Consider the following 25,626-nt stretch of genomic DNA (forward strand, 5'->3'; position numbering starts at 1 on the left):
TCTTGCGCAAAGCACACGACCCACCCCCGCGGCAAGTTCCCAACCGACCAGGAAACCCTGTGCTGAAAAATCTGGACCCGCTACTGAATGCCGATATCCTGCACGCACTGCGCTCGATGGGCCACGGCGACGAGCTCGTGATCTGCGACGCCAACTTCCCGGCCGACGCGGTCGCGCGCGATACCGTGCTCGGTAAGCCGCTGCGTCTCGACGGTGTCAGTTCGCCGCGTGCGATCCGCGCGGTGCTGTCGGTACTGCCGCTCGACACCTTCATCGAGCATCCCGCGTCGCGCATGGAAGTGGTTGGCGAGCCGCACGCGATTCCCGCCGTGCAGCGCGAGGCGCAAGCCGAGGTCAATGCGGCGGAGGGGCGCGAGGTGCCCTTCGTGTCGATCGAGCGATTCGCGTTTTACGAGCGTGCGCGCGAGGCGTACTGCGTGATCGCGACTGGCGAGGAGCGCGGCTACGGTTGCTTCGTGTTCACGAAAGGCGTGCTGCTCGCGCCGGACGCGCCACGCGCATAGTCGTTTCAACCTTTTTCGATTCGTCACGACAAACCATGAGCTTCCAGCTAGACAGTCTCGACCACCTGGTTCTGAACGTCGCCGACGTCGAAGTCAGCGCGGCGTGGTACGCACGGATGCTCGGCATGCGACGCACCGAGTTCGCGTCGCGCACCGGCACGCGCGTGGCGATGACCTACGGCAATCAGAAGATCAACCTGCGTCCCGCGTCGGCTGATACCGTCGCATGGTTCACTTCGCGCGAGGCGGTGCCGGGTACGGCGGACCTGTGCTTCGTGACCACCGCGAGCCCCGACGACGTCAAGGCGCACTGGCTCGCGCAACACGTCGCGATCGAGGCGGGACCGGTGGAGCGCGACGGCGCGCGCGGCAAGATGACGTCGGTGTATTGCCGCGATCCGGACGGCAACCTGATCGAGGTCGCCACGTATCCGCCCGCCTGAGCGAGCTTGGAAATCGCCGTCATTGCACATATGCTCAGGGGCGAGGCAGGGAACTGAGGCCGTCCGTTCGGGTCAGCAGCTTATTCAATTACAGGAGTCCCCCATGTCGCGTCCCGTCGATTTCGGCATTATTTTCATCGCCCGTCTTGCGCTTTCGGTATTGTTCCTGTGGAGCGGGGTGATGAAGCTGCTGGGCTATGCGGGCTTCGTCGGCTACCTGCATTCGAAGGGCGTACCGTTCGTACAGATCGCCGCGCCGATCGCAACCGCGGTCGAAGTGCTCGGCGGCCTGCTGCTCGTGGTCGGCTTCAAGGTACGGCCGCTCGCGCTGATCATGGCCGTGTATACGGTCGCGACGGCGGTGCTCGGCCACGACTTCTGGAATATCACCGACCCGGCCTTGCAACACGACATGGTGATCCATTTCTGGAAAAACATCGGCATCGCGGGCGGTTTTCTGCTGCTATTCGTGACGGGCGCGGGGCGTCTGAGCATCGACGGCGCGCGCGCGCCGCGCGGCGGCCTCAGCGGGTTGTGAGGCGCGAGCGCGCGCACTCCACGCGGCCCGTATCCTGCTACGCAGCAGGGGTCCAATCCGTGGCAATCAAGGGAGTAGATGATGATTCAGAACTTCGAGCAAATGATCGGCGGCAAGCTCACGCAATTGTGCGCGAGTCTCGGCGAAGGGCCGACGCCGCATCGCGTGATCATCAGCCTCGCCGATTCCGCGAAGACGCTGGTGATTCTGGATGCGTCCGGATTCATCGGCGAGCTGAAGGCCGAGATCGAGGACCCGCAGAAACTGGTCGCCGATGCGATCGCCAAGGTGCGCAACGAAGGCCTGATCGAGCGCGCAATCGATACCGGCATCATTCAGGAGGCGTCGCTGTAGTCAAGCGCGTTACGCACACCGCTTACTGACTCGCGGCGCTCGCCCCGCGCGCAGAGGTTGCCGCGGCGTGCGGCTCCGGATGCACGAAACACGCGAGCACGAGGCCCAGCCCCAGCAGTCCCACCGAGATGGCCGTCGCCGCCTGCATCCCCTGCACGATCTGCGTCGCGGCCGCGCCGCCCGCGAGCGCGCCGAACGCCGCCACGCCCACCGCGCCACCGGCCTGGCGCGCCGTGTTCAATACCGCCGACGCCGTGCCCGCGCGCCGCGCTTCGGTCGATGCGAGCACTGCCGTGGTCATCGCCGGCACCGCGAGTCCCATGCCCGACGGAATCAGCAAAAACGGCAGCAACAGGCCAATCAGCGGCGTACCGGCGTCGACGAGATGCAGCAGGCCGTAGCCGAGACCTGCCGTGATCGCCCCGAGGATCATCGGCACACGCACGCCGAAGCGGCCGATCACCCAGCCGCTCGCGACGTTCGAGATCAGGAAGCCGCCTGTCAGCGGCAGGAACGCGAGGCCCGCCTGCAACGGCGTGTAGCCGCGTACGCGCTGCAGGTAAAGGCTCAGCACGAACACCATGCCGTAATACGTCAGGTTCACGCAGATGCCGAACAGCACGGCGGCGCTGAACGTGCGCGTGCCGAACAGCGAGAGCGGCAGCATCGGACGCGCGACGCGCGCTTCGACGAACACGAACGCACCCGCCGCCAGCAGCGCCAGCGCGAAGCCGCTCGCCACGAGCGGATGCGCGAGCCCGAGCGGCCGCCATTCGATCACCGCGGCGACGAACGCGGTCAGCGCGACGATCGCGAGGCACTGGCCGCCGAGATCGATGCCGCGCGGCTGCGCGTCAGTGTTGCCGCGAGCGGCGGCCGACGCGCCGCGCTGCGCGGTTTGCGCACGCGGGACCCACAGCAGCGTCGCCAGCAGGCCGGCCGCGCAAATCGGCAGATTGACGAGAAAGATGCTGCGCCAGCCGAACGCGGCGATCAGCAGACCGCCGGCCACCGGCCCGGCCGCGATCGAAATCGCGCCGGACGCAGTCCACAGGCCGACCGCGCGGGCGCGCAGCTTGGGTTCGTGGCCGAACGACTGATTGAGCAGCGCGAGCGAGTTCGGCAGCATTGCGGCCGCGCCGATGCCTTGCACCGCGCGCGCGGCGATCAACATCGGGGCGTCGAGCGCGAGCCCGCAGGCCAGCGACGCGAGCGCGAACAGCACGATCCCGCACGCGTACATGCGCCGCGCGCCGAAGCGGTCGCCGAGCGCGCCGGCGGACAGCATCAGCACCGCGAACGCGAGCGTGTACGCATCGACGACCCATTGCAGGCCCGCGACGTTCGCGTGCAAGTCAGCGCCGATTCGTGGCAGCGCGATGTTGACGATGGTCACATCGAGTTGCGTGACCACGAAGCCGACGCTGACGGTCGCGAGAACGCGGCCGAGCACGGGCGAAAAGGAGGGGGTGGAAGAGTTCATGACTGCATCGTAAGCCCGATGCAGCGCACCACGTTTCGGCGTGGCGTGAAGTATGGATGTCGCTTTGCGAGCGATCGCGCGTCAAAAAGCGCGCCGTCGCCGAGGGCTTCGTCGAGGCGCTAGCTGTGAGTCGACGCGAGATCCGCCCGATCAGCGCGCCGGCGGCGCATCCTTGATGAACAGCGTGGTCAGCGCGCCAAGCACGCAGATCGCCGCGACGTACAGCGGCGCGGCCAGCGGGTTCGACTTCATCATCAGCGATACGGCGATCGGCGTCAGACCGCCGAACACCGCATACGCGACGTTGTACGAGAACGAGATGCCCGAGAAGCGCACCATCGGCGGGAAGCCGCGAACCATCACGAGCGGAATCGCGCCGATTACGCCGACGAAAAGCCCGGCCAGTGCATACAGCGGCACGAGCAGGGACGTATCGACGGCCAACTGGCGGAACATCACATAGTAGCTAAGCGCAAGCGCAAGGCCGCCGACGAAAATCGTGCGACCCGCGCCAATGCGTCCGGCGATCGAACCCGCCATCACGCAGCCGATGGTCAGACACAGCGTCGCGACACAGTTCGCGAGCAGCGCGGTTGCCGGCTCGATGTGGAATTGCTTTTGCAGCAGCGTCGGCGTCATCAGGATCACGACGACGATTGCCGCCGACAGCATCCACGTGAGCAGCATCGACACGACGACCGCGCGGCCGTGATCGCGCAGCACGGCCTTCAGCGGCACTTCGGCGGCGATCGCCTTGCGCTGCTTGAGCTCGGCGAACACCGGCGTCTCGTGCAGCCAGCGGCGCAGATAAACCGAGAACATGCCGAACACGCCACCGATGAGGAACGGAACACGCCACGCATACGCGGAAATATCAGCCGGCGTGAAATGGCGATTGACCGCCGACGCGATCAGCGAGCCGAGCAGAATGCCCGCCGTGAGGCCGGCCGTCAGCGTGCCGCACGCATAGCCGACGTGCCGCCCGGGCACATGCTCGGACACGAACACCCATGCGCCCGGGACTTCGCCGCCGACCGCCGCGCCCTGCATCACGCGGAACACGAGCAGCAGCACCGGCGCGAGCACGCCGATGCTCGCGTAGGTGGGCATCAGGCCCATCAGCAGCGTCGGCACCGCCATCAGCAGCACGCTCAGCGTGAACATGCGCTTGCGGCCGAACAGGTCGCCGAAGTGCGCCATGATGATGCCGCCGAGCGGCCGCGCCAGATAACCGGCCGCGAAAATGCCGAAGGTCTGCACCTGACGCAGCCAGTCCGGCATCGCCACCGGGAAGAACAACTGGCCGATCGCCGGCGCGAAGAAAACGAAGATGATGAAGTCGTAGAACTCGAGCGCTCCGCCGAGCGCGGCGAGACCGAGTGTCTTGTAATCGCTGTGCCCAAGCGGGCGTGGGGTGACAGCCTGCGCTCCACCCAGATTTGTCGCTTGCATTGCTTTGTCGTTCGATGAATTGGGAGCCACGCGGCAGACGCGTGGACATACGGCGGTGGTCGGGCGAGAAGTGTGGCAGGCGCTGGGTAGAGCACGGGACACGGGCGCGCCGTTCGGATAAGGCGGGCGCGCTGACGACAGAAGCCGGCGCGGATTTTACAGGATGAAAGCGGGAGCCTTGCGGAAGCGCTCAGTTGGGCGACGAAAGCGGCTGAAATTAAGAATGCTCCGACGGGAGGGACCGGATGCGCCCCCGAGAATGACCTGCGTGTCCTTGTCGAGAGTTCATCCCATGCGCGTTGCTGTCCTTCAGCGTGACCCGGTCGTGCGCCAGTCGATTGAAACAATTCTGGTGAGAGCCGGCCATTTCTGCGCGACCCATGAAAACGCCCTCGCCATGTCGAGGACGCTGGCGCACTCCACGATGGATCTGCTGGTGCTCGACTGGCAGGATACGCGGCCAGCCGGCGCGGACCTGTTGCGCTCGGTGCGCCGCGTGGCGGGTGAGCGCGTGCCGATCATGGTCGTTTCGAGCGACGGGTCGGAACAAAGCATGGTGCGCGCGCTCGCCGGAGATGCCGACGATTACCTCGCGTTGCCACTGCGGCACGCCGAGTTCCGCGCGCGTGTCGCGGCACTGCTGCGGCGCGCGTATCCGGAGCGCTGCAGCGCCGCGAGCTGTTTCGAGATCGGTCCCTATCGCTTCGACACGATCCGCCGGGCGGTCACGCTGCGCGGTGAGCGGGTACGGCTGTCGCCCACGCAGTACCGGATCGCGGCGCTGCTGTTTTCCAACCTCGATCGCGTGATGTCGCGCGATCATATCTACGCGACGGTGTGGGGCCGCGAACTGCATGAATTCACGCGGACGATCGACAGTCATGTGTCGCGGCTGCGTCTGCTGCTCGCGCTCGAGCCGCATAATGGTGTCCGGCTGCAGCCAGTGTATAAGACCGGCTACCGGTTACTGTGGCTCGGCGAACAGGTGTCCGTGGTTGAAGATTTGCAGTCGGCGCGGACGGCATGAGGTCGCGGCGTTCACGTATATGCTGAAATCCGCGTTGCGGGCCGTCGTGCCCGCCAGCGCTGTTCATTATCCTCGTGTTCAGGTATCGGTTAGCCCGGTTGCCGTGTTCGGAGATGATTGCCGACGCGCGTACCGAACGGCAGCACGTTTCGCGCGCCCGCGCGCGCGGCGGGTCCCGCACCGCCCGGCTATGCGAAAATCGTCACAATCCGCGCGCACGCGCACCAAGACCCACCGCCCCGCGATTCCTACCATGGGCGACATGAAAACCCTCAACATTATCGACTCGCACACCGGCGGTGAGCCCACCCGCCTCGTGGTGTCGGGTGGCCCGGACCTGGGCGGCGGCACGCTCGCGCAACGGCTCGACGTTTTCCGCACGCGCTTCGACGACTGGCGCGCCGGCATCGTCACCGAACCGCGAGGCTCGGACGTGGTGGTCGGCGCGCTGCTCTGCGAACCCGACGATCCGACCTGCGCGGCCGGTGTGATCTTCTTCAACAACGTCGGCTATCTCGGCATGTGCGGGCACGGCACGATCGGGCTCGTCGTGTCGCTCGCGCACATGGGGCGGATCGGGCCCGGACGTCACCGCATCGAAACGCCGGTCGGCGTGGTCGAGGCGACGCTGAACGAAGATGGCGGCGTCGCGGTGCGCAACGTGCCCGCGTATCGCTACCGCAAGGCGGTGCCGGTCGATGTGCCGGGCTACGGCGTGCTGACCGGCGACATTGGCTGGGGCGGCAACTGGTTTTTCCTCGTCGCCGAGCATGGGCACGAGCTCGAAGCCGCGAACATCGCGAGCCTGAGCGCGTTCAGCTCGGCGATTCGCGACGCGCTGATCGCACAGAACATCACCGGCGCCAACGGCGCGCTGATCGACCATATCGAGCTGTTCGGACCTGGTTCGCGCGAGGGCCTCGACAGCCGCAGCTTCGTGCTGTGTCCCGGCAATGCGTACGACCGCTCGCCGTGTGGCACCGGCACCAGCGCGAAGGTCGCGTGTCTCGCGGCCGACGGTAAGCTCGCCGAGGGAGCGGTGTGGCGCCAGCAGAGCATCATCGGCAGCGTGTTCGAGGCCAGTTATCGCGCGGCGGGCGATGGTATCCATGTGATTCCGACTATCACCGGTCACGCGCACATCATGGCCGAGGGCCGTCTGTGTTTCGACGAGCGCGATCCGTTCGCGTGGGGTATTCGTACCGCATGAGCCCGGACGCGGTGATCATCGGAGCGGGCATCGTCGGTGCCGCTTGCGCGGCGGAACTGGCCGCGCTCGGCATGCGCGTCGCCGTGCTCGACGCGCAGCGCATCGGCGGCGGCGCGACCGCGGCCGGCATGGGCCATATCGTCGTGATGAACGACTCGCCCGCCGAATTCGCGCTTAGCCGCTATTCCCGCGAGCTGTGGCTCGCGCTCGCGCCGCAGCTGCGCGAGCGCGACGCGTTCGCGCGCTGCGGCACGCTATGGGTCGCCGCTGACGACGAAGAATGGCAAGCCGCGCGCGCGATGCAAGTGGCGTTTGCGGCGCAAGGCGTCGCCGCGCAATTGCTCGACGCGACCGAACTGCGCGCCTGCGAACCGGCGCTTGCACCATCGATGGCGGGCGGCTTGCGCATCGAACACGACAGCATCGTGTACGCGCCGACTGTTGCCGAATGGCTACTGATGCAGTCGCCGCAGGCGGCGAATATCAACGTGCGGCTCGGCGCGCCGGTCGCATCGATCGATGCGGAGGGCGTCACGCTGACGAGCGGCGAGCGCATCAGCGCGGCGCGCGTGGTCGTCGCGAATGGCCTCGGGGCTGCGCAGTTGCTGCCGTCGCTGCCCCTGCAGCCGAAGAAGGGCCATCTGCTGATCACCGACCGCTACCCGGGGCTCATCCGTCATCAGCTGCTCGAACTTGGCTACATCAAGAGCGCGCATCACGCGACCGGCACGTCGGTCGCGTTCAATGCGCAGCCGCGTCCGACCGGGCAACTGCTGATCGGCTCGTCGCGCCAGTTCGAAACGATCGATCCCACCGTCGAGATGCCGGTGCTCGCGCAGATGCTGCAACGTGCCGCGCGATATCTGCCGGCGTTGCCGACGCTCAGCGGCATCCGCGCGTGGACGGGGTTTCGTGCCGCGTCGCCGGATGGCCTGCCGCTGATCGGACCGGCCGGCGAATTTGCGTCCGACGTTGCGCGTGGTTCAGCGTCCGGCGTGTGGCTCGCGGCCGGTCACGAAGGGCTCGGCGTGACGACCTCGCTCGCGACCGCGAAACTGCTCGCGGCGCAGATCGCGGGCCACGCCGCGCCGATTCCATTTGAACCGTATCTGCCGGTCCGTTTTGCAGAACAGGTGGCTCATGACCGACACTGACACGGTGCGCATCCGTTTGACGGTCGACGGCCGCAGCGTCGAAGTGACATCCGGCACGACCGTAGCCGCGGCGCTCGCGATCGCGGGGGTGAGCGGCTCGCGGTTGTCGGTCGAAGGCGAACCGCGCGAGGCATTGTGCGGGATGGGCGTGTGCCAGGAGTGCCGCGTCACGATCGACGGCCGTGCGCACGTGCTCGCGTGCCAGACGCTGTGCCGCGACGGCCAGCGCGTGCAGACACGAAACGGGACAGTACACGCATGACTCAGCACTTCGACATCGTCGTGATCGGCGGCGGTCCGGCTGGGCTCAATGCCGCGCGGGCGGCGGCGCAGGCGGGCGCGACGGTTGCGCAGATCGACGACAATCCACGCGCTGGCGGTCAGATCTGGCGCCAGGGGCCTGCCTATCCACCGCAAGCGCCGCTGCATGCGTTGCTCGCGGCGTTGCAATCGCAGCAAAACTTCACTGACTGGCCATCGACCCGTGTGATCGCGCCGCTCGGCGCGCAAGGCTTGCTGCTCGAATCCGCCGAACACGGCGGCGTGTCGATCACCTATGACAGGCTGATTCTTGCGACCGGCGCGCGCGAGCGTCTTTTGCCATTCCCCGGCTGGACCCTGCCAGGCGTGACCGGCGCGGGCGCGTTGCAGGCGCTGATCAAAGGCGGCATGCCGGTGCGCGGCGAACGGATCGTGATCGCCGGCAGCGGCCCGCTGCTGATGGCCGCGCTCGCCACCGCCCGAGAAGCCGGCGCGCGCGTGATCGCGGTCGTCGAGCAGGCGTCGGCGGCCGATGTCGCGCGTTTCGGCGTGTCGCTGCTGCGCGAGCCTGCGAAGCTGCGTCAGGCGCTCAGTCTCACGCGCGGCTTGGGCGGACTGCGCTACTGGACCGGTAGCATCGTGCGCGAAGCGCGCGGCGCGCAACGCGTGCAACAGGTGACGATTCGGCGCGGGGAGCGCGATGTGACGCTCGATTGCGACCGCGTCGCGTGCGGCTACGGACTGCTGCCGAACGTCACGCTTGCGCAGGCGTTCGGCTGCGCGATCAACGACGCGGGCGAGATCGTCGTCGACGATCAGCAGCGCACGTCGCTCGAGCGCGTTTATGCGGCGGGCGAGTGCACGGGCGTCGGCGGCGCGGAGCTTGCGTGCGCGGAAGGGGAAATCGCTGGTCTCGTCGCGAGCGGCGCGGCCGCTGCGCTACCCGCCGCGCTGCGGGCGCTCGTTTCGCAACGCGCGCGCTGGCGGGGCTTTGGCGCGCGCGTCGCGGCGTCGTTCGCATTGGGCGAGGCCGCACGCACGCCGCCCGCCGATGCAACGCTGCTGTGTCGCTGCGAGGACGTGAGCGTCGGCGAGGTGCGCCGCTGCGCCGACTGGCGCGACGCGAAACTGCAGACGCGCTGCGGTATGGGGCCTTGTCAGGGACGCATCTGCGGCGCGGCCGCGAACCTATACTTCGGCTGGCCGGCCGCCGCGCCGCATCCACCGTTCAGCCCGGCGCAAATCGGTACGCTGATGAGCGCCGCCGAACCGCCGACAGCGGCGCCATGACGGCTCCGCGCTTACCCGCAGCAGATATTGGCGGGCGCCGCGCGGCTCTATAATCGATCGAGGCTGCCCGGCCGCATTGGCGCAGCGATCCGCGAACGCGATCCGACGCATTCAACCAGGCACGCACCAACGGAACCGCACGATGAACACGCTGGCTCATCCGCTCGAACCGGAAGATACGACGCTGTCCGGCATGCTGTCGCATTTCAGGTTGCTCGAGCCGGTATTCGACGCGATGCCGGACGTCGTATTCTTCGTGAAGGACGCCGACGCGCGTTATGCGCTCGTCAACCGCACGCTCGCTTCGCGTTGCGGCTTCAAGGAAAAAGCGGCGCTGCTCGGCAAGACCGCGGAAGACGTGTTTCCGCACCGCTTTGGGCGCATCTATACGGCGCAGGACAAGGCGATCATCGGCATCGGCAACCAGATGCTGGATCAGCTCGAATTGCATCTGTATCCGGGCCGTCAACCGGGCTGGTGCCTGACCTGCAAACAACCGTTGCGCGATGCCGCCGGCAAGGTGGTCGGCCTCGCCGGCATCTCCCGCGATCTGAAAGCCGACGAAAGCAGCCATCCGGCCTACAGCCGGCTTGCCGCGGTCGTGCAGTCGATTCAGCAGAATTACGTGCAGCCGCTGAACCTGAAGCAGCTGGCGGCGATGGCGGACATGTCGGTCGCGCAGCTGGAGCGCTACTTTCATAAGGTGTTTCATCTGACGCCGCGCCAGGTGCTGTTGAAAACGCGACTCGACGCGGCGACCGCGCTGCTGGTTTCGCACGACAAGGTCACCGATGTCGCCGCGCGTTGCGGCTACACCGATCACAGCGCGTTCACGCGTCAGTTCAAGGCGACCGTCGGCGTTACGCCGACCGAATACCGGATGTTGCTGCACGGTACGCTGCGCAACTGAGCGGCATCGCGCGTGTCATGGCTGGTCGCGCGCATCACTACTACGTGTACGTCGTCGCGCTCGACGACAAGGTGTGGAACGAGGCGCGCTTTCGTCGCGCGAATCCCGATTACCGTTTTGACAAGCCGTGCGTGTACGTCGGCATGACGGGGCTCGACCCGGACTTGCGTTTCGATCGGCACAAAGCCGGCATTCAGGCGAATCGCTTCGTGCGCGACTATGGCTTGCGTCTGATGCCCGAACTGTATGAAGTGTTCAACCCGATGCCTTATCGCGGCGCGCAGGATATGGAGGTGGAGCTGGCGATCGGGTTGCGCGAAGCGGGGTATGGGGTTTGGCAGGCTTGAGTGGCTTGAGCAATCTAGCTCACGTCCCCCTATAGATGCTCTCTGATATAAACGACTTGCGCTTGCCGTCTTCCACCTTTGGGAGCGGCAAAGTCAGCATCTTCGACACCTGATTACTCTTGCGACTTCGACGTTAAAGAGTCCTGCCGTCACCATCGAGGAAGGACACGACCAGCGGAACCTGCTGGAACTCATGATCCAGATCGGCGAGGACTATCAGCAAAACGGTTTTATCTCGAATTAAAGTCGTTGACCGTGACCCGTTTAAATGGTTTATTCGATGGGCGTTCTCCGGAAATCAGAAGAGGTCTAATGGAACAACATAAACAGGACGGTGCCGAGGGTAAGGAAGAATGCCTGCTTTGCCGTATCACTTATTCAGTCTACTCAAATTTCCCGCCAATGCCGTCCGCAATGGCGCTGAACGCGGAAACCGGCGAATGGTTTCCGTTCGATAGGCTGAAGTCGTATCCAACCGGTTACCGGATGGCCGAAGCCCTGGGCACCGCATGGGCGTGCGATTGTCGCGAACGCCCGCGGAATTGTTTCGACCAGCGGTTCACGCTAACGGATACAGGAGGTAACGCGCTCCCTGATACGTATTACACTGCCCGACTTCCATCGGGCGCACTTGTTCACGGCATTACCGATTTGCAGGGGCGCACCAAGCGCTACCAGACAGAGGGCGCGCGATCCATTCACCTTTTTATTGGTCACAGGGAGGCGTAATGTCTGATGCACTGGGAGCAGCACTAACAGACACAAATCCGAATTCACTTGTAATTCTTCAGTCGGACAGGATCGGCAAGCCATGGCATGTTAGCCCGGACGGGTTGTCTTTTACTGCTGTATGGGAGTCAGGGGCATTAAATGGCGTGTACAGAGGTCATCAGGTAACAGAGGGGTTCATCTTGAAGGCCTATCGGGACAATGTTGGAATTCCTACTGTCGGATGTGGGCATCGCATTGTCCCTGCCGACCGCATCGAGGTTGGGCAGGTAATCAGCCTGGAACGCGCGCGTGCGTTCAGACGGCGGAACGTTACCGAGGTAGAAAGACGTCTAAATGCTGGCGTGAAGGTTCCGTTGTTTCAGTTCGAATACGATGCGCTTGTGAGTATCGTATATAACTGTGGCTCCGGGGACGGCGCCAGCGAAATTATTAGAAAAGTTAATACAGGTCATTATGACGATATGCATGGTTTCATACTGACGTATCGGGTGGGAACAAATCGGGGCGTTAAGAATCGTCGGATTGCCGAAGCCCGTTTATTTGTCTCAGGAGTCTACGATGCATCGCATTAGGAATTGGGTACTTATTCTGATCTCAGGCGTGTTATTTTTTAGTCTTGCGGTCGCTAAGTCGACCCCCGATTGCCTACAGCATTTGGGGGGCGGTTACGGTGACGCTGTATGCTATTCCGAGTTACAGAAAGACCTGATGGCCCAGAACAAAATTATCTATAACGAGTTGCGTGCGACCATGCCGAACGGCAACGTGCATGCGAAATTGCTGGACCAGTACATGGCAACGCAAGATGCATCCGTGAGGTACTGCGAATTGCCACGTAACGCCGGCGCAAAGTGGGAAACGGAGCACGATGGATCGATGTTTCCAGCTTTGCAACAGGAGTGCATCTACAATCTTCGCAAAGCACAAAATCAGTTTTTAAAGGATTTGCTTGATATGGCAAATTGGTAGAGTGTGAAATCCGGGATTCAGGCGAATCGCTTCGTGCGCGACCCGATGACGCTTACCGGCGCCACGATCGCGGCAGCGACGATAAATGCTGAAACGATCAGCACAAAGTTGCTCCAAGCTTCGACATCGTAGGCATCGGGCATCCAATCGGGATATAAATAACGTAATAGCCACCGAACGAAATCGGCGAACCATAACGGTATCTCGAACGATAATCGTTGGGTACCCCATGCGAGAGCAGTGCCCAATGCGAGCCAGATCCCGAGCGCATTGACGCACCGTCGAAACAAACGGGCGTGCGTCATCGCACCTGTACTCGCCCATCAGCTCGCATATCACTTCCTGGAATTGGCAGCGTTGGCGGGAACTGACGGCAGCTTACAGTCATTGCTCTTTGCTCCAAAAGTCCCTGAGGTGGCGGAGCGATGACTATTGCCTGTACGTCTGTGCCGCACAATCGGAGCGTTCTTAAAGGTGCCTCGGATAATCTACGAAACTGTTTGCAGAAGCGCATCAGTCTGAAGCACCGCCAAAAAACATTGGCCACGCTCGAATGCCTGCGCCTCAACCGAAAAGAAAAGGCCGCATCAACGCAAAGCGTTGACGCGGCCTCAGATGACCGAGTCGCGATTGAAGTCGTTACTTCACCCCAAGCCCCCGCAACACCGCATTACCCTCGGACGTCAGACGGATATGCGACGTGCCGGCATCGTTCGAAACGGTCTCGACGAGACCCGCTTCGTAAAGCTGCGGAATTTCGGGTTTTGCGGATGCATCGATCGGCGCGTGCAGCAACAGCAGCAGCGTCGCGAGTTCATGATGGCTCAGGAGACGGCGCAGGATAGTGGGCCGTCTGGCCGGTGTTTCGTTGGTATTCGGTTCGGGCTGGTTCATGGAGCGCACCTTGTGCGGGGACGTGTCCGGGGATCATGCGGACGAAGTCTTAAACGATTCTTAAGACTCCATTGTCCTGTAACACCGTGACATGAACGTTTCAATGGATCAGATTCCGGCGCCCGGAACTTCGCCTGTATGCGCCACAAAGCCTTATGGCGCGCAGGTTTTGCCTGCCGATTCGATCCACAGGTTGCTTACATGACGCTTGCCCGCATAGAAACGGTAAGTTGTCGCGCCGTTGTCGCTGCGTACCTTGACGATGTTCGAGTCGCCGAAGTCGAGCATCTGACCTTGCGGGATCCCGGTCGACTTGAAGGCGGCGTTGTGATGATTGGCCATTTGCGTCAGACAGGCGACCACGTCGTCGACGGAACGCTGGGTCGCCGTGTCCGTGACGGGCTCGCCGGAATCGGGGTCCTTCTGGAAATACGCGCACGCGCTGAGCAGTAGCGAAAGGGACAGGACTGCAGCGAACTTCTTCATATGTCTCCTGGCGTTGATTCGGCTTAGGGCCCATGCGCCGCATTGCACCGCATTGCGGCGCGCATGATGCAAGGCAAACGCGCGGGCTGGACCGCATAACAGGCGTCATTATATCGAGACGGCGAACCTGCCTCGATCGGAGACGCAGATCGCGTGCCTGAAAAGACGAAGTCAGTATCGACGCGGCGACTTCCAGTGAAGGCGCCGCCGTCGTGCCTCCGGCGCCTCGCCGTTACTTGCGCCGCTGCGCCTGCGCCGCGAGCCGCACCGCCGCATTGGCCGCGCCATAGCCGTCATAGCCGCCGCGCCGCTCGACGATCTCGAGGAAGAAGCGCTGGTCAAGTTGCTCGGTATAAGCGTGGAAAAACTCGCCGCCGCGTTCGTCGCGGTCGTACAGGATATGGTTCGCGCGCATCGCTTCGAGCAGCGTGTCGGACAGCGCGTAGCGGGCGGCGAGGTCGTCGTAGTAATTGCGCGGAATGCGCAGGAGCGGCACGCCATCGGCGACGAACTCAGGGATCGCGCTGAAGATGTCGCCGGTGCTGAAGGCGACGTGGTTCAGGCCCGAGCCGTGGTACGTATGCAGCGCCTCGGCGACCGCCGTATGGCGGTCCACCGACGCGTTCAGCGCGATCCGCACCGAGCCGTCGGGGCTGCGCAGCGCGCGGCTGCGCACGAGGCCGTAAGGATCGGGCACAAGCACACCCGGCTCGGCCAGGAAGCCGAGCGCCGTGCGCAGAAAGAGCACCCACGTATCGAGCGCATTCGCCGGCACCGACAGGCACACGTGATCGATGCGCTCGAGCGGTCCGACCTCGCTCGGCCCGTTGACGTCGGTGAGCACGAAATCGGCTTCGAATAGCGTGGGTTGATCCGGTGTTTCGTCGACGAAATAGTCGAGGCTGCCGTCCGGTGCCTGCACGGCCGGCAACACGCGCTCGTTCGGCCCGATCTGGCCGGAGAACGGCGCGTAGCCGAAGCCGGCCGCGCGCTCGAATGCCTGGCTCGCGTCATCGACACGAAACGCCGATGCGCACAGCGACAAACCGTGCTGCTGGAAAAACGCGTTCGCGAATGAATCGGGCTCGGCGTTCAGCACGATCGATGCCGCGCCGTGCCGATACAGCGTCACGTCCTTCGAGCGATGCTGGCCGGCCTGGCGAAAGCGCAGCTTGCCGAGCCAGTCGGCGAGCTGCGTGCGCGTCGTGTGATCGACCGCGAATTCGAGGAACTGATAGCCGACGTGCGCGGGCGCCGCGGGCGAGCGGTACAGGTCGCTCGTCGTCTTCTGCGGCTGCTGTTGCTCTTCCAGCAGCGCGCGGGTTTGCTCTTCCAGGAACAGCAGCGAGCGATGGCCATCCGCGGCCGTGCTCGTGGTGGGGGCGGCCCGAAAGCCATCGTTGAAGATTTCCAGCGAAAGCGGACCCTTGTAGCCAGCTTTGACGACCTGCGCGGTGAAGTTCGCCAGATCGAAGTCGCCCTGGCCGGGGAAGCAGCGGTAGTGGCGGCTCCACTCGAGCACGTCCATCGCGAGCTTCGGCGCGTCCGCGATCTGCACGAACGCGATGCGCTCGCCGGGAATGTCGACGATAGCGTCCGGCGTGTCGTTCAGCGATAGCGTATGAAAGCTGTCGAGCACGAGCCCGAGGCTCGGATGGTTGACTGCATCGACAAGCTTCCACGCGTGGCGGTAGGTCTTCACGTGCGTGCCCCACGCCAGCGCCTCATAACCGGCGATCACGCCGGCCGCCTCGGCCGCGCGGGCCAGCGCGCCGAGCTGGTCGATCATCAGCGAGTCGTCGCAGATGGTGTCCGGCGACACGTTGCTGCACACGAGGATGCGGTCCGTGCCGAGCTCGTGCATCACGTCGAACTTGCGCTTTGCGCGGTCGAGATTGCGCTGGAGCCGCTCGGGACTGACGCCGTCGAAATCGCGAAACGGCTGGAACAGCATGATCTTCAGGCCGAGGTCGTCGGCGATGCGGCGCACGTCGGCGGGCGAGCCGTCGAAGTACAGCAGATCGTTCTCGAAGATTTCGACACCTTCGAAGCCCGCCGCGCGGATCGCGCTCAGCTTCTCGACGAGGGTGCCGCTAATCGACACGGTGGCAATCGAACGTTGCATGAACGGCTCCTGCGGAAACAGACAAACGAGGGAAAAGGAACAGGCAAACCACTGCGGCGCGCCTGCGGGCGCTGCCTGCCGGACTTGCTGCGATGCGCAAAATGAGCCACTTCGTTACGCACCGCAGCAAGACGCAGGCCGGAATCCCCCACGCTAGTCGGGAGTTTCGACAGTCTATACAAACTAACTAGATGGTACAAATTCGTAGAAACCCCGAATGACGGCGACGGCCGATGCGCGCACACTTCGCCATGCGTCGACGAACCGCCGCGGGTGCCGCGGTTCGAGTCGCGCCTTATTCTGCGGGAGTCGTTGTCATGAGCTTTGCCTCCGTACTGGTCCTGAACGGACCGAACCTCAACCTGCTCGGCACGCGCGAGCCGGCCATCTATGGCGCGGAAACGCTCGACGACGTCGCGAAGCTGTGCCGCGACGCGGGCGAGCGCCTCGACCTCGCGGTCGACTTTTGTCAGTCGAACGCCGAGCATCAGCTGATCGACTGGCTCCACGCGGCACGCACCAAGGTCGACGGCGTCGTGATCAATCCGGCCGCGTACACGCATACGTCGGTCGCGATCGCCGACGCGCTGACCGCGATCGAGAAGCCCGTCATCGAGGTGCATATCTCGAACGTGCATCGGCGCGAAGCGTTCCGGCATCACTCGTACGTGTCGGCTGTCGCGGACGCGGTCATCATCGGCTGCGGCACGCAGGGCTATGTGCTCGCGCTGGAACGGATGGCGACGATTCTTAAGAATAGGGCGGCGAAATGAACACTCAAGCGAACACTCAAGCGAACCCTCGGGGAAATACCCGGAGCGACGCGCAGATTGCCGCGTTGGCCAATGCGCAGGCCTGCTCGCGGGCGACGCCCCACTCCTTTCTGGTCGGCCTGATCGGCTCCGGCATTAGCGGTTCGCTCACGCCCGCAATGCACGAGGAAGAGGGCAGCAAGCTCGGTCTGCACTATGTGTATCGACGTATCGATCTCGATGCGCTACAGCTCGATACCGCCGCGCTGCCGGAACTGCTGACGGCAGCCGAACGGATGGGCTACAACGGCCTGAACATCACGTATCCGTGCAAGCAGGCGGTGATCCCGCTGCTCGACGAACTGTCCGACGACGCCCGCGCGCTCGGCGCGGTCAACACCGTGCTGTTCCAGCACGGCAAGCGCATCGGTCACAACACCGACTGGTCCGGCTTCGCGCGCGCATTCCAGCGCGGCCTGCCTGACGTGTCGCTGGAGCGCGTCGTGCAACTCGGCGCCGGCGGTGCGGGCGCGGCGGTCGCGCACGCGGCGCTGAACCTTGGCGCGCTATCTCTGACGCTGTTCGACGTCGATGCCGCGCGTGCGCGGTCGCTGGCCGACGAGTTGCAGGCGCGTTTCCCTAAAGCCAAGGTCAGCGCGGGCACGTCGCTCGAACAGTCGCTCGCGGCCGCGCAAGGGCTGATTCACGCGACGCCGACCGGCATGGCCAAAATGCCGGGCCTGCCGCTGCCGGCCGAATTGCTGCACCGCGACCTGTGGGTTGCCGACATCGTTTATTTCCCGATCCGCACGGCGCTGTTGCAGGCGGCCGAGGCGCTCGGCTGCCGCACGCTGAGCGGCGGCGGCATGGCGGTCTACCAGGCGGTCGATGCCATGCGCATTTTCACGGGCCTCGAGCCGGACGCCGAGCGCGTCTACGCCCACTTTCAATCGCTGTTGCAACGCTAACCGGCCGCGTAAAGACCGGCACCCAAGCTGATCGAGGAGACAAGCACGACATGACGCAACCATTCCAATCCAGTTCCGCGGGCTCACCCGCACAGAACAGGACGGCGAGCCCCGCGCGCCGTTCGAAAGCCCGTTATCAGATCCTCGCGCTGCTCGCGGTCGGCACGATGATCAACTATCTCGACCGCACCGTGCTCGGCATCGCGGCACCGCAGTTGACCAAGGAACTCGGCATCAACGCCGCGCTGATGGGCCTGCTGTTCTCGGTGTTTTCGTGGAGCTACGTGGCCTCGCAGATTCCGGGCGGCCTGTTTCTCGACCGGTTCGGCAGCAAGCTCACGTACTTCCTGTCGATGACGTTCTGGTCGCTGTGCACGCTCGCGCAGGGACTCGTGCAGGGCATCGGCGGCCTGTTCGCTTTCCGTCTGGGGCTGGGCGTTTCCGAGGCGCCGTGCTTTCCGACCAATAGCCGCGTGGTCGCCACCTGGTTCCCGCAAAGCGAACGCGCGATGGCGACCGGCACCTACACGGTCGGCGAATATATCGGTCTCGCGTTTTTCAGCCCGTTTCTGTTCATGCTGATGGGCGCGTTCGGCTGGCGCTCGCTGTTCCTCGTGGTCGGCGGCGTCGGTATCGCGTTTGGCGTGGTGTGGTGGCTGCTGTATCGCGAGCCGCGCGATCATCCGTCGGCGAATCAGGAAGAGCTCGACTATATCGAGGCAGGCGGCGGTCTTACGCATCGCAACAAGGATGTCGCGGCTACGGTCGATTCAGCCGCGTCGAAGAAGCCTGGCTTCGAATGGCGCACGATTGGTCGGCTGCTCAAGCATCGTCAGCTGACCGGCATCTGCCTCGGCCAGTTCGCGGGCAATTCGACGCTGGTGTTCTTCCTCACGTGGTTCCCGACGTATCTCGCCACCGAGCGTCATATGGCGTGGCTGAAGATCGGCTTCTTCGCGATCATGCCGTTCATTGCGGCGTCGATCGGCGTGATGTTCGGCGGCGTGTTGTCCGACTGGCTGCTGCGTCGTGGCAAATCGCCGAACGTCGCGCGCAAGCTGCCGATCATCGCGGGTCTGCTGCTCGCGTCGACGATCATTCTGGCCAACTATGTCGAGAGCAACGTCGTGGTGATCGCGATTCTGTCGGTGGCGTTCTTCGCGCAGGGGATGGCCGCGCTCGGCTGGACGCTCGTGTCGGATATCGCGCCCGAGGGCTTGCTTGGCGTGACCGGCGGCATCTTCAACTTCGCCGCGAATCTGGCCGGTATCGTGACGCCGCTCGTGGTGGGCCTGGTCGTCGCGGCCACCGGTTCGTTCGTGGGTGCGCTGGTATTTATCGGCGTCGTCGCGTTGATCGGTGCGCTGTCGTACATCTTCATCGTCGGCGATATCAAGCGGATCGTACTGGAGGATTAAGTCTTCCTGCTGAGCCTTGGTTTCATCTGACGGTCGCTGTTCCATTCGAATCCCCGGTTGTCGTCGCAGTGCGGCGGCAACCGGGGATTTTTTGCGTTTGGTGACCGGGTCGTCGCATCCCACGTTATACGATGTCTTATCACATCTGCGCGACCCAGAAAGACTTTCTGGAGCGCAGGATAAACCATCTTGTATGACATCCCATCAATGAAGAGAATGCCTACAACATAAATTCCGAGTCGTATCTTCAAACCGTGGGAGGGGACATGAGGACGGGATGGTTGGCGATTGCACTGGCATGCATGACGGTGGCGGGCTGCGGCGGTGGTGGGATATCGAACAGTGATTCGGACGCGACGGCCGCGCCCGCGACGCCGGCGTCTTCACCGAGCGTCAAGACGACGTTCAGCGTCGCGGAGTTCGGCGCCAAAGGCGACGGTTCGACGGACGACACCGCCGCGATCCAGAAAGCACTGAATGCCGCGAGTGCCGCGAAGGGGACGGTCGTATTTCCGCAGGGCACGTTCATGACCGGCGCGCTGTTCGTCGGTTCGAACACGACGTTGCAGATCGATGAAGGCGTGACGCTGAAGGCCATCCAGGCGCAGAGCTGGTGGAATATCGAAACCACCATCGCGTCCGGCGCGACGAACGGTTTCTATCCCGATGGTCTTTCGCTGTATCCGCAGGTGCCGACCCGCGTGCAGGGCATCGAGATGAACTGGGCATCCGCGATCATCAACGTTCGCGACGCCGACAACGTGACGATCACCGGCAAGGGAGTGATCGACGGCAACGGGCAATCGTGGTGGTCGCACTATTACGCCGATGGCACGACGTTCCATTCGTCGCTGCGTATCACATGGGCGCTGAACTGGGACGAGCAGCGGCCGCGCGGTATCGAAACGTACAAGTCGACGAACGTAACGATCAAGGACGTGACCGTGCAGAATTCGCCGTTCTGGACCATCCACCTGTGCTACTCGGACCAACTGCATCTCGACGGCGTCCACGTCTACAACTTCCCGACCGCCGCGACCGGCATCATGCCGAGTACCGACGGCATCGACATGGACTCTTCGACGAACATTCTGGTCGAGAACGCGGACATTGTCGCGAACGACGATGGCTTCGTGATCAAGTCGGGCCGTGACGGCGACGGGCTGCGCGTGAACAAGCCGACAGCGAACGTCGTGATCCGCAACTCGACGGTGCGCGCCGGCGCGACTGCGTTTACGATCGGCAGCGAAACGTCGGGCGGCGCGAACAATATCGAGGTGTCGAACATTCAGGTCTCGCCGCTGACCGCGCAGATCAACAGCAACGTCGGCTACAAGACGGGCGGGCCGGCTGTCTACAGCGTGTTCGTGTTCAAATCCGCGCCGACGCGCGGCGGCGTGATGGAAAACGTCTATATCCACGACATCAACGTCGACGACGCGTACTACTTCATGCAAGGCAACGAAAACTGGCCGGCCGGCGGCACGGTGCCGGCCACGTTCGGCACGACGTATGTGGAACCGCCGTACTGGCCGTCGATTCTCGTGATGCCGGCCAACGCGTCGGACGGCTATCCGATCTTCCGCAACTTCAGGTTCGAGAACATCACGATGAAGCACGTCGAGAGCGCGGTGTTCGGCGTCGCGGGTTATACGATCGCGGGTGAAGCGGAAAAGGGCCGGTTTACCAATTTCACGTTCAACAACGTGAACATCACGGCCGTCAAATCGTCGGGCACCTCCGTGGGCGCCGGTTCGATCGCCAATGCGGGCAACTGGACCTTTACCAACAGCACGATCAAGAACGCCGCGGGGGCAAACCTCGTGCCGACGTTGGCGACCACGTCGACGGCCGTCACCGGTTTGCCGGGACAGTAAATTGTTGAACGCGCTTCGTTTCTGGAAGCGATAAAAAAAACGGGATGTGGCTTTCACCGCAGCCCGTTTCCTTTTCAGTCGGGCGCTACGCAACCGCCTCAATCGTCCTTCTTCACGAACCGCAAGATCGCATCGACGATCATCGCCCGATGCCGCGCCCGCAGCCGCGGATGTGACGGATCGCGCCCAAACGCGGTGCCGAAGGTATGCCGGTTGCCCACGCGATGAAAGCACAGCGAGCTGATCATCAGATGCAGATCGATCGGATCGATGTCGCTGCGGAACTGGCCGGCCGCGATGCCGCGCGCGAGCAGATCCTCGATCGTGTGAATCACGGTGACGTTGCGGCCTTTGAACGTCTTCACCTGCTCGACGTACTTCGCGCCATGAATATTTTCGATCGTCACGAGGCGCACGAAGTCGCGCTGGCGATCGTGGTAGTCGAACGTGAATTCGACCAGCGCGCGCATGCCCTCGATCGGATCGAGTTCGCTGATGTGCAGGTCCTGTTCGAGTGCGCGAATGTCTCCATACACCTTTTCGAGCACCGCCTGGTACAACCCTTCCTTGCTGCCGAAGTAGTAGTACAGCATGCGCTTGGTGGTGTTCGTGCGTTCCGCGATTGCATCGACGCGTGCGCCCGTCAGTCCCATCGCGGAGAATTCCTGCGTCGCGACGTCGAGGATATTGCGCTTCGTCTGCTCGGGATCGTATTTGCGGCGGGCGTCGACACGTCGGCCTTCGGCGCGCGGCGCGTTGGACACGACGCCGTTGGTATCAGGCTCGGCGGCCTTGCTTCCCTTTTTCATTGTGATTTCGAGCGGCAGTGACGGCGCATTCTAGCATGGCGAAATGGGCGTCTGGCGCGGGTCTCGGGCATCGGCGGAGGCATTTCGACGGAGCTTGCGTGACGCTTACGCGACCGGGCGTGTGGGACGGCGGCGCGCGGCGAGCGCGTCGCGTGTTTGCATCGCGGTGTACGTGAGTTGCGCGGCGGCCAGACCGAGCGCGCCGTACGTGCGCGTGAGGCCGAAGGTCGCGAACGCGTCGGGCAGCGGGCGTTCACCGGCGATGGCCGCGGCCAGCAGTTCGCCCGACACCGTAGTCGGGGCCATGCCGTGTCCGCCGAAACCGATCGCGTACCAGACGCCATCCGGGCTGCGGCCGATCTGCGGCATCTTGTGCCGCGCATAGCTCATCAGGCCGCCCCATGCATGCTCGATGCGCACGTCGCGTAGCTGCGGATAGACCTTCAGCAGATCTTGTCGCAGCAGTCGCGCGATAGCTGCGGGCTCGCGGTCGCGCACCGAGATGCGGCCGCCCCAAAGGATGCGCGTGTCGGGGAGCGGGCGGTAGTAGTCGAACGCGAAGCGGGTGTCGTAGATCGCGGCGCGCGTCGCAAGCGCGTCGTGCAAGCGTTCGCCGAGCGGCTCGGTCGCCATCACGTAGGTGGCGATCGGCAGCACCGCGCGCTCGACGCGCGCGTACACGTTGCGCGCATAGCCACCGCCCGCCATCACGACGTGGCGCGCATCGAGCGCACCTTGCGGCGTCTCGACGACGAAGCCCGCGCCGTCGCGCCGCAAGCTCACGACCGGGGAGCGCTCGTGGATCGTCACGCCCGCTTGCGCGGCCGCCGCAGCGATGCCGACAACGTACCTCAGCGGATGAAAATGGAACGCGTTGCGCTCGAACAGGCCGCCGTGATAGCGACTCGTTTTCAGTTGCGCGGCGAGTTCGCCGGCAGCGATCGGTTCCCAGTCGATGCCGAACGAATCGCGCATCAGACGCCGTTGCGCTTCGAGACGCGCGGGTTCGTCGAACCAGTTCGCGAGGATCACGCCGGCATCTGTCGCGTCGCAATCGATCCGGTAGCGCGCAATGCGTTTGCGCATCAGTTCGACCGCGTCGGTGGTCAACGCGTAGAGTTCGCGCGCGCGAGTCGGACCGAGCGTCTTCAGCAGGTCGGCGCAATCGAGGCTGTAGCCGCCGAACACGAAGCCGCCGTTGCGTCCCGATGCGCCGAAGCCGACCTGCTGCGCTTCGAGCACGACGACGTCTTTCACGCCGCGCTCCGCGAGTCCCAACGCGGTGGAGAGTCCCGCGAGTCCTCCGCCGATGATGCAGACGTGCGCGCTGCGTCGGCCGGGGAGCGGCGCGTAAGCGGACGAACGGGTGGCGGTGGCTTCGTAGAAACTTTGCATGGGGCGCGGGCTTGTAAACAGACCCTAGCGTAGCGGCAATCGTATGCCGCCGTCCAGCCCGCGTCAGTCCGCCCGTCGGCAGGCGCCCCGCTGCGCTTCAGTGTGCATTATCGACCCCAGCGCAACACGAGCGGGTCCAGCCGACGCGCGATCTTCAACAGCCCTTCGCGCGTCGCCGGGTGCATCTGCGGCAGTGGATGACGCACCGCGTCCGAACGGATCACGCCGCCTTCCTTCATCAGCACCTTGCACGATGCGAGGCCGCCCTGGCGATTCTCGTAGTTGATCAGCGGCAGCCACTGCTGATAGTGCGCGGCGGCGGCTTCGGTATCGCCGGCCGCATAGGTATCGACGATCAGGCGGATGCCGTCGGCGTACCCGCCGCCTGTCATCGAGCCGGTCGCGCCCGCATCGAGATCGGCCATCAGCGTGATCGCTTCCTCGCCGTCCCACGGACCGACGATCGCGTCGCCGCCCAGTTCGATCAGCTCGCGCAGCTTGTTAGCGGCCTGCGGCGTTTCAATCTTGAAGTACGACACGTTGTCGATCTCGCGCGCCATGCGGGCAAGGAACGGCGCGCACAACGGCGTGCCGCTGACCGGCGCATCCTGGATCATGATCGGAATCTGGATGGCATCGGACACCGTACGATAGAACTCGTAGATGCCGCGCTCGCCGATGCGGATCGTCGCGCCGTGATACGGCGGCATGACCATCACCATCGCGGCGCCCGCGGCCTGCGCGGCGCGGCTGCGCTCCGCGCACTGGTACGAGCTGAAATGCGTGGTCGTGACGATCACCGGCACGCGGCCCGCGACGTGTTCGAGCGCGACATGGATCAGTGTGTTGCGCTCGTCGTCGGACAGCGCGAACTGCTCGGCGAAGTTCGCGAGAACGCACAGGCCGTTCGAGCCGGCGTCGATCATGAAATCGAGGCAGCGCTTCTGGCCTTCGAGGTCGAGGCGGCCCGCGTCGTCGAAGATGGTCGGCACGACGGGGAAGACGCCGCGCAGGGCGGGGGAATGTGACGGTTGGCTCATGGCGATGTGGTCCGTGCTGGAATGGAAGGGTTGCGCGTGGGCTCGCAAACGAGCGAATAAGCGGATGAGCGGCGCAATTCGATGCTTGTCTCCGTTGCTGACTATACGGCGCGAGGCCTCGCGGGTATATTGAATTGTTTCCATATCGTGATCGCTTTTGCGACTCACCCGACCGATGAAAGACACGCTCAACGTCCTGCTGTCGAAGCTGCGCATGAAGCAGCTGCATCTGCTGATCGCGCTCGACGATCACAAATCGCTGCACAAAGCGGCAGGCGTGATGGCCATGACGCAATCGGCCGCGAGCAAGGCGCTGCAGGAGCTCGAATCGATGCTCGACGCGCCGCTTTTCGAACGCTCGAAAAGCGGCATGATCCCCAACCAGCTCGGCCATTGCGTGATTCGCTATGCGCGCGTCGTGACGACGGATCTCACCGCGCTCTGCCAGGACGTCGCCGAAATACGTTCCGGGCGCGGCGGGCGGCTCGCGCTCGGTGCGATCATGGGCGCCATTCCCAATTGCGTGGTGCCCGCGCTGAATCAATTGCATGTGGCGCAACCTGATCTGTCGATCGAGGTGGTCGAGGACACCAGCGCGCGGATGCTCGCGCAACTCGACGACGGCCGGCTCGATCTGGTGGTGGGCCGCGCGGCGGTCGCGGCCGACCCGTCGAAGTATCAGTATCGTCCGCTCGGCGACGAGCCATTGGCGGTGGTGGTCGGTTATCAGCATGCGCCGTTGCCGCGCCGCGAGATGACGCTGCACGATCTCGCCGGGCATCGCTGGGTCATGTATCCGTCGCACATGCCGCTGCACGCGCTGCTCGAACGCGAGTTGGATCTCGCCGGCCTCGACATGCCCGACAATCCGATTTCGACGGCGTCCACTTTCGTGACCGTCGCCATGCTGCAAAGCAGCGCCGAACTCGTTTCGCTGCTGCCGAGCGCGATTGCGGGGCCGTTCGTGCGGCACAAGATGCTGCGCATCGTGCCGGTCAGGCTCAAATCGCCATCGCAGACTTTCGGCATCGTCACGCGCAAGGGCGGCGTGCTGTCGCCGCCGGCGGAACGGTTGATCGCGCTGCTGCGCGCGCAGACACAACGAGCACAACCGAAAGCGCGAGCTTAGGCACGGCCCGAACGGTTGTCGAGCCGTCCGCGCGGTTGC

At 64.2% G+C, this 25,626-nt stretch carries 28 protein-coding genes; 19 read left to right on the forward strand and 9 right to left on the reverse strand.

Going from position 1 to position 25,626, the window contains the following annotated elements:
- Positions 1-59: 59 nt before the first annotated feature.
- From F6X42_RS19395 to F6X42_RS19410, 4 genes are all read left to right on the forward strand, one after another.
- On the forward strand, positions 60-524 hold the full coding sequence (locus tag F6X42_RS19395; protein WP_187635764.1) for an RbsD/FucU family protein: 465 nt from the start codon (positions 60-62) through the stop codon (positions 522-524).
- Positions 525-559: 35 nt separating this feature from the next.
- Positions 560-967 (forward strand): VOC family protein, encoded by a 408-nt coding sequence (locus tag F6X42_RS19400; RefSeq protein ID WP_187635765.1) that lies wholly within the window; start codon positions 560-562, stop codon positions 965-967.
- A gap of 103 nt (positions 968-1,070) precedes the next feature.
- Positions 1,071-1,505, forward strand: a complete 435-nt coding sequence (locus tag F6X42_RS19405; protein WP_187635766.1) for a DoxX family protein — start codon at positions 1,071-1,073, stop codon at positions 1,503-1,505.
- Positions 1,506-1,586: 81 nt separating this feature from the next.
- Positions 1,587-1,859 (forward strand): hypothetical protein, encoded by a 273-nt coding sequence (locus tag F6X42_RS19410; protein ID WP_187635846.1) that lies wholly within the window; start codon positions 1,587-1,589, stop codon positions 1,857-1,859.
- A gap of 22 nt (positions 1,860-1,881) precedes the next feature.
- Here the strand turns inward: F6X42_RS19410 and F6X42_RS19415 are convergent, their stop codons facing one another.
- Together F6X42_RS19415 and F6X42_RS19420 are read right to left on the reverse strand one after the other, a co-directional pair.
- Positions 1,882-3,342: an MFS transporter gene (locus F6X42_RS19415; RefSeq protein ID WP_187635767.1), complete on the reverse strand. Its 1,461-nt coding sequence runs from the start codon at positions 3,340-3,342 to the stop codon at positions 1,882-1,884.
- Between the two features lie 150 nt (positions 3,343-3,492).
- On the reverse strand, positions 3,493-4,794 hold the full coding sequence (locus F6X42_RS19420) for an MFS transporter (RefSeq protein ID WP_187635768.1): 1,302 nt from the start codon (positions 4,792-4,794) through the stop codon (positions 3,493-3,495).
- Between the two features lie 292 nt (positions 4,795-5,086).
- Here F6X42_RS19420 and F6X42_RS19425 point away from each other — a divergent pair, with 292 nt between their 5' ends.
- From F6X42_RS19425 to F6X42_RS19470, 10 genes are all read left to right on the forward strand, one after another.
- Positions 5,087-5,821 carry a response regulator transcription factor gene (locus F6X42_RS19425; protein ID WP_187635769.1) on the forward strand — a complete coding sequence of 245 codons (735 nt, stop codon included), beginning with the start codon at positions 5,087-5,089 and terminating at the stop codon, positions 5,819-5,821.
- Positions 5,822-6,074: 253 nt separating this feature from the next.
- Positions 6,075-7,031 carry a 4-hydroxyproline epimerase gene (locus F6X42_RS19430; protein WP_187635770.1) on the forward strand — a complete coding sequence of 319 codons (957 nt, stop codon included), beginning with the start codon at positions 6,075-6,077 and terminating at the stop codon, positions 7,029-7,031.
- Complete coding sequence (locus F6X42_RS19435; protein WP_187635847.1) at positions 7,028-8,185, forward strand: NAD(P)/FAD-dependent oxidoreductase; 1,158 nt, start codon at positions 7,028-7,030, stop codon at positions 8,183-8,185. Before F6X42_RS19430 ends, F6X42_RS19435 begins: the two co-directional genes overlap by 4 nt.
- The gene (locus F6X42_RS19440; RefSeq protein WP_187635771.1) at positions 8,172-8,447 is read left to right on the forward strand and encodes a (2Fe-2S)-binding protein; all 276 of its coding nucleotides are present in this window, start codon (positions 8,172-8,174) and stop codon (positions 8,445-8,447) included. The genes F6X42_RS19435 and F6X42_RS19440 overlap by 14 nt, the downstream gene beginning before the upstream one ends.
- Positions 8,444-9,736, forward strand: coding sequence for an FAD/NAD(P)-dependent oxidoreductase (locus tag F6X42_RS19445; RefSeq protein WP_187635772.1), 1,293 nt, complete (start codon positions 8,444-8,446; stop codon positions 9,734-9,736). The genes F6X42_RS19440 and F6X42_RS19445 overlap by 4 nt, the downstream gene beginning before the upstream one ends.
- Positions 9,737-9,878: 142 nt before the next feature.
- On the forward strand, positions 9,879-10,646 hold the full coding sequence (locus F6X42_RS19450; protein WP_187635773.1) for an AraC family transcriptional regulator: 768 nt from the start codon (positions 9,879-9,881) through the stop codon (positions 10,644-10,646).
- A 17-nt stretch (positions 10,647-10,663) separates the two neighbouring features.
- Positions 10,664-10,993 (forward strand): hypothetical protein, encoded by a 330-nt coding sequence (locus F6X42_RS19455; protein WP_187635774.1) that lies wholly within the window; start codon positions 10,664-10,666, stop codon positions 10,991-10,993.
- A 312-nt stretch (positions 10,994-11,305) separates the two neighbouring features.
- On the forward strand, positions 11,306-11,722 hold the full coding sequence (locus tag F6X42_RS19460; protein WP_187635775.1) for a hypothetical protein: 417 nt from the start codon (positions 11,306-11,308) through the stop codon (positions 11,720-11,722).
- Positions 11,722-12,297: a lysozyme gene (locus F6X42_RS19465; RefSeq protein ID WP_187635776.1), complete on the forward strand. Its 576-nt coding sequence runs from the start codon at positions 11,722-11,724 to the stop codon at positions 12,295-12,297. The genes F6X42_RS19460 and F6X42_RS19465 overlap by 1 nt, the downstream gene beginning before the upstream one ends.
- Positions 12,284-12,694 (forward strand): hypothetical protein, encoded by a 411-nt coding sequence (locus F6X42_RS19470; RefSeq protein ID WP_246530145.1) that lies wholly within the window; start codon positions 12,284-12,286, stop codon positions 12,692-12,694. The genes F6X42_RS19465 and F6X42_RS19470 overlap by 14 nt, the downstream gene beginning before the upstream one ends.
- A 17-nt stretch (positions 12,695-12,711) precedes the next feature.
- On the opposite strand, the gene F6X42_RS19475 is transcribed toward F6X42_RS19470, so the two are convergent.
- The 4 genes from F6X42_RS19475 to F6X42_RS19490 form a co-directional block, all read right to left on the reverse strand.
- Positions 12,712-12,999: a hypothetical protein gene (locus F6X42_RS19475; protein ID WP_187635777.1), complete on the reverse strand. Its 288-nt coding sequence runs from the start codon at positions 12,997-12,999 to the stop codon at positions 12,712-12,714.
- A gap of 334 nt (positions 13,000-13,333) precedes the next feature.
- Positions 13,334-13,588 carry a hypothetical protein gene (locus F6X42_RS19480; RefSeq protein WP_187635778.1) on the reverse strand — a complete coding sequence of 85 codons (255 nt, stop codon included), beginning with the start codon at positions 13,586-13,588 and terminating at the stop codon, positions 13,334-13,336.
- Between the two features lie 153 nt (positions 13,589-13,741).
- Complete coding sequence (locus tag F6X42_RS19485) at positions 13,742-14,074, reverse strand: hypothetical protein (protein ID WP_187635779.1); 333 nt, start codon at positions 14,072-14,074, stop codon at positions 13,742-13,744.
- A 232-nt stretch (positions 14,075-14,306) separates the two neighbouring features.
- Complete coding sequence (locus tag F6X42_RS19490; RefSeq protein WP_187635780.1) at positions 14,307-16,199, reverse strand: bifunctional sugar phosphate isomerase/epimerase/4-hydroxyphenylpyruvate dioxygenase family protein; 1,893 nt, start codon at positions 16,197-16,199, stop codon at positions 14,307-14,309.
- A 317-nt stretch (positions 16,200-16,516) separates the two neighbouring features.
- Between F6X42_RS19490 and aroQ the strand changes: the two genes are divergently transcribed.
- The 4 genes from aroQ (at position 16,517) to F6X42_RS19510 (ending at position 21,214) form a co-directional block, all read left to right on the forward strand.
- Positions 16,517-16,972 carry a type II 3-dehydroquinate dehydratase gene (aroQ, locus tag F6X42_RS19495; protein WP_187635781.1) on the forward strand — a complete coding sequence of 152 codons (456 nt, stop codon included), beginning with the start codon at positions 16,517-16,519 and terminating at the stop codon, positions 16,970-16,972.
- Positions 16,969-17,919 (forward strand): shikimate dehydrogenase, encoded by a 951-nt coding sequence (locus F6X42_RS19500; protein WP_187635782.1) that lies wholly within the window; start codon positions 16,969-16,971, stop codon positions 17,917-17,919. The genes aroQ and F6X42_RS19500 overlap by 4 nt, the downstream gene beginning before the upstream one ends.
- A gap of 50 nt (positions 17,920-17,969) precedes the next feature.
- On the forward strand, positions 17,970-19,337 hold the full coding sequence (locus F6X42_RS19505) for an MFS transporter (RefSeq protein ID WP_187635783.1): 1,368 nt from the start codon (positions 17,970-17,972) through the stop codon (positions 19,335-19,337).
- A 281-nt stretch (positions 19,338-19,618) separates the two neighbouring features.
- Positions 19,619-21,214, forward strand: a complete 1,596-nt coding sequence (locus tag F6X42_RS19510) for a glycoside hydrolase family 28 protein (protein ID WP_187635784.1) — start codon at positions 19,619-19,621, stop codon at positions 21,212-21,214.
- A 98-nt stretch (positions 21,215-21,312) separates the two neighbouring features.
- On the opposite strand, the gene F6X42_RS19515 is transcribed toward F6X42_RS19510, so the two are convergent.
- From F6X42_RS19515 to F6X42_RS19525, 3 genes are all read right to left on the reverse strand, one after another.
- Positions 21,313-22,023 carry a TetR/AcrR family transcriptional regulator gene (locus tag F6X42_RS19515; protein WP_187635785.1) on the reverse strand — a complete coding sequence of 237 codons (711 nt, stop codon included), beginning with the start codon at positions 22,021-22,023 and terminating at the stop codon, positions 21,313-21,315.
- 105 nt (positions 22,024-22,128) lie between these two features.
- Positions 22,129-23,418 (reverse strand): NAD(P)/FAD-dependent oxidoreductase, encoded by a 1,290-nt coding sequence (locus F6X42_RS19520; RefSeq protein ID WP_187635786.1) that lies wholly within the window; start codon positions 23,416-23,418, stop codon positions 22,129-22,131.
- A 107-nt stretch (positions 23,419-23,525) separates the two neighbouring features.
- Entirely contained in the window at positions 23,526-24,458 is a 933-nt protein-coding gene (locus tag F6X42_RS19525; protein ID WP_187635787.1) for a dihydrodipicolinate synthase family protein, read from the reverse strand.
- Positions 24,459-24,633: 175 nt separating this feature from the next.
- Between F6X42_RS19525 and F6X42_RS19530 the strand changes: the two genes are divergently transcribed.
- Positions 24,634-25,587 carry a LysR family transcriptional regulator gene (locus tag F6X42_RS19530; protein ID WP_187635788.1) on the forward strand — a complete coding sequence of 318 codons (954 nt, stop codon included), beginning with the start codon at positions 24,634-24,636 and terminating at the stop codon, positions 25,585-25,587.
- Positions 25,588-25,626 lie beyond the last annotated feature (39 nt).

The sequence above is a fragment of the Paraburkholderia podalyriae genome (assembly GCF_014397785.1).
Lineage (GTDB): Bacteria > Pseudomonadota > Gammaproteobacteria > Burkholderiales > Burkholderiaceae > Paraburkholderia > Paraburkholderia podalyriae.

Bases quoted from the DNA above. Each gene is read 5' to 3' on its own strand.
- F6X42_RS19485 (WP_187635779.1), bottom strand. From the start codon at position 14,074: ATGAAGAAGTTCGCTGCAGTCCTGTCCCTTTCGCTACTGCTCAGCGCG.
- F6X42_RS19505 (WP_187635783.1), top strand. From the start codon at position 17,970: ATGACGCAACCATTCCAATCCAGTTCCGCGGGCTCACCCGCACAGAAC.
- F6X42_RS19420 (WP_187635768.1), bottom strand. From the start codon at position 4,794: ATGCAAGCGACAAATCTGGGTGGAGCGCAGGCTGTCACCCCACGCCCG.
- F6X42_RS19460 (WP_187635775.1), top strand. From the start codon at position 11,306: ATGGAACAACATAAACAGGACGGTGCCGAGGGTAAGGAAGAATGCCTG.
- F6X42_RS19455 (WP_187635774.1), top strand. From the start codon at position 10,664: ATGGCTGGTCGCGCGCATCACTACTACGTGTACGTCGTCGCGCTCGAC.
- F6X42_RS19480 (WP_187635778.1), bottom strand. From the start codon at position 13,588: ATGAACCAGCCCGAACCGAATACCAACGAAACACCGGCCAGACGGCCC.
- F6X42_RS19500 (WP_187635782.1), top strand. From the start codon at position 16,969: ATGAACACTCAAGCGAACACTCAAGCGAACCCTCGGGGAAATACCCGG.
- F6X42_RS19530 (WP_187635788.1), top strand. From the start codon at position 24,634: ATGAAAGACACGCTCAACGTCCTGCTGTCGAAGCTGCGCATGAAGCAG.
- F6X42_RS19525 (WP_187635787.1), bottom strand. From the start codon at position 24,458: ATGAGCCAACCGTCACATTCCCCCGCCCTGCGCGGCGTCTTCCCCGTC.
- F6X42_RS19450 (WP_187635773.1), top strand. From the start codon at position 9,879: ATGAACACGCTGGCTCATCCGCTCGAACCGGAAGATACGACGCTGTCC.
- F6X42_RS19415 (WP_187635767.1), bottom strand. From the start codon at position 3,342: ATGAACTCTTCCACCCCCTCCTTTTCGCCCGTGCTCGGCCGCGTTCTC.
- F6X42_RS19430 (WP_187635770.1), top strand. From the start codon at position 6,075: ATGGGCGACATGAAAACCCTCAACATTATCGACTCGCACACCGGCGGT.
- F6X42_RS19465 (WP_187635776.1), top strand. From the start codon at position 11,722: ATGTCTGATGCACTGGGAGCAGCACTAACAGACACAAATCCGAATTCA.
- F6X42_RS19410 (WP_187635846.1), top strand. From the start codon at position 1,587: ATGATTCAGAACTTCGAGCAAATGATCGGCGGCAAGCTCACGCAATTG.
- F6X42_RS19445 (WP_187635772.1), top strand. From the start codon at position 8,444: ATGACTCAGCACTTCGACATCGTCGTGATCGGCGGCGGTCCGGCTGGG.
- F6X42_RS19400 (WP_187635765.1), top strand. From the start codon at position 560: ATGAGCTTCCAGCTAGACAGTCTCGACCACCTGGTTCTGAACGTCGCC.
- aroQ (WP_187635781.1), top strand. From the start codon at position 16,517: ATGAGCTTTGCCTCCGTACTGGTCCTGAACGGACCGAACCTCAACCTG.
- F6X42_RS19470 (WP_246530145.1), top strand. From the start codon at position 12,284: ATGCATCGCATTAGGAATTGGGTACTTATTCTGATCTCAGGCGTGTTA.
- F6X42_RS19490 (WP_187635780.1), bottom strand. From the start codon at position 16,199: ATGCAACGTTCGATTGCCACCGTGTCGATTAGCGGCACCCTCGTCGAG.
- F6X42_RS19405 (WP_187635766.1), top strand. From the start codon at position 1,071: ATGTCGCGTCCCGTCGATTTCGGCATTATTTTCATCGCCCGTCTTGCG.
- F6X42_RS19435 (WP_187635847.1), top strand. From the start codon at position 7,028: ATGAGCCCGGACGCGGTGATCATCGGAGCGGGCATCGTCGGTGCCGCT.
- F6X42_RS19475 (WP_187635777.1), bottom strand. From the start codon at position 12,999: ATGACGCACGCCCGTTTGTTTCGACGGTGCGTCAATGCGCTCGGGATC.
- F6X42_RS19520 (WP_187635786.1), bottom strand. From the start codon at position 23,418: ATGCAAAGTTTCTACGAAGCCACCGCCACCCGTTCGTCCGCTTACGCG.
- F6X42_RS19440 (WP_187635771.1), top strand. From the start codon at position 8,172: ATGACCGACACTGACACGGTGCGCATCCGTTTGACGGTCGACGGCCGC.
- F6X42_RS19515 (WP_187635785.1), bottom strand. From the start codon at position 22,023: ATGAAAAAGGGAAGCAAGGCCGCCGAGCCTGATACCAACGGCGTCGTG.
- F6X42_RS19425 (WP_187635769.1), top strand. From the start codon at position 5,087: ATGCGCGTTGCTGTCCTTCAGCGTGACCCGGTCGTGCGCCAGTCGATT.